The sequence below is a fragment of the Streptomyces synnematoformans genome, from assembly GCF_039531005.1.
Taxonomy (GTDB): domain Bacteria; phylum Actinomycetota; class Actinomycetes; order Streptomycetales; family Streptomycetaceae; genus Streptomyces; species Streptomyces synnematoformans.
Map to the genome: position 1 here is coordinate 1 of NZ_BAAAPF010000598.1, position 1,934 is coordinate 1,934.

1 protein-coding gene is annotated in these 1,934 nt (G+C 70.7%); it reads right to left on the minus strand.

Annotation, left to right across the window (positions count from 1 at the left end; all coding sequences use genetic code 11):
* Nucleotides 1–148 precede the first annotated feature (148 nt).
* Entirely contained in the window at nt 149–1,642 is a 1,494-nt protein-coding gene (locus tag ABD317_RS36400) for a family 43 glycosylhydrolase (protein ID WP_425582532.1), read from the minus strand.
* Between the last annotated feature and the right edge of the window lie 292 nt (nt 1,643–1,934).

Genomic DNA, 1,934 nt, shown 5'->3' on the forward strand with positions numbered 1-1,934 from the left:
GACGTGCTGGCGTGCGTGGCGACCGGGGCGACGAACGCGGCGGCGGGCGAGCGGCCGGCGGTGCGGTGGCGGTGGAGTCGTGGCGGGGGGTTCGGGTCACGGTCGTCTCCTTGGCGTGGGGTGGGGTGGGTGTCGGGTACGCCGCCGTTCATTCGCCCGAGGGCGCGGGGAGCGCGACTCCGGTGCTGACCGGCGTACCGAAGTCCGGGGTGCCGTCGGCGTTCCAGGTGAACTTCTGGGCGCGGGTGGAGCGGTTCATGTCGCAGCCGCCGGAGGCCGAGTCGTTGGCGTGGTAGACGATCCAGTCCTCGCTGCCGTCGGGTGACGTGAAGAACCCGTTGTGGCCGGGGGCGTAGACGCCGTTGGCGTCGCTGCGCTGGAAAACGGGGTCGGGGGACTTGGTCCAGTGGTTCCGGTTGAGCGGGTCGGTGCCGGTGAGGGTGAGCAGGCCCAGTTTGTAGTCGGGCCCCCAGCAGGCGCTGGCCGAGTAGACGATCATCGTCCGGCCGTCGTGGTACAGGGGCTCGCCGCCTTCGTTGACCGGGTGGGTCTGCCGCTCCCAGGAGTGCGTCGGCTGGCTGATGGTGCGCCGCGGGCCGCCGAGCGTCCACGGATTGCTCAACGGGGTGATGGTCAGGCTCTGTAGACCGTCGGTCGCGCTGCCCAGCAGGTAGATGCGGCCGTTGTGGCGCAGGATGCTCGGGTCCAGCTCCCAGGTGTCGCCCAGGTCGGCCTTGAAGTGGTACGGGCCCATCGGGTCGGTGCCGTCGCTCTCCAGCACGTGCAGGCGCTGGGTGGGGTTGTAGTCGGGCACGTCCCGGCCGGCGACGTAGTACAGGTACCAGCGCGGGCCGTTGGGGCCGTCGAGGAGGTGGAACTCCGGCGCCCACATGTTGCAGCAGCCGTTCGGCCGCCCCGCGAGGTTGAACACCGTCGTCTCCGGCGCGCTGGACAGACCGCCGAGGGTCGGGGAGCGGCGCATGGTGATCGTCGAGTTCCACGTCGTCGTGGTCAGGTAGTAGTACCCGTCGTGGTACTGCAGCCAGGGGTCGGGGCCGTTGCGCTTGACGGGGTTGGTGAACGTGCCGGAGCCCAGCTTGATCAGCTGCCACTGCTGGTTGGCGCCGTCGAGGTCCGGCCACTGGACCACCCGGGCCCCGTCGGCCGTCGAGAAGTCCAGCACGTCGAGCGCCTTGCCGCTGTTGCGGTTGAGCAGGCGCACGTGTCCGCCGGCGGAGTCGGCCAGCCGGAACTGCTGGCTGGCCCGGTTCTGGTCGGACCACTGCACGATGCCGGCCCCGTCGGCGGTCGAGGAGTCGGCCACGTCCAGCACCTTGCCGCTGTGCCGGGACCTCAGCCGGTAGTAGCCGCCGCCGGAGTCGACGAACTGCCACTGCTGCCAGGCGCCGTCGTTGCGCGTCCACTGCACGATCTCCGCGCCGTCGTGGGTGGCCAGGTCGTACACGTCGAGCGCCTTGCCGCTGTGCCGGTTGACCAGGACGTACGACGCGTCGGTGTCGATGACCGGCACGGCCGCCGCCCGCTGCGGCGCGACCGTGGTGCCGCCGCCGAGGAGCAGGGCGATGACGGCGAGGAGGAGACCGACGCGCAGGGGACGGCGGCGTAACGAGCTTGTAGTCATGACCATGACATCTCCGGGAGGTGGGGGGCGCTCCCGAGTGCGCAGGTGCGCCACCGCTGGAGGAATTATGTTCGGAATATCGAACTACGTTCGCAATACTGAGCGGAGCGTAAGACGGCCGCTCCGCACCGTCAAGCCTCCACCGCGAAACTTTCGGCCGCGTCGAAGGCAGGCTGGACCCCGACGGAGTGCGGCGAAACGGGCACGGGGAGAGGGCGGCCGAACCGGCGCACAGGGGAGACCGACGACGGCCCGCCGCCGGCTCCGGTGCGGCGCACGCCGAGGCCGGTCG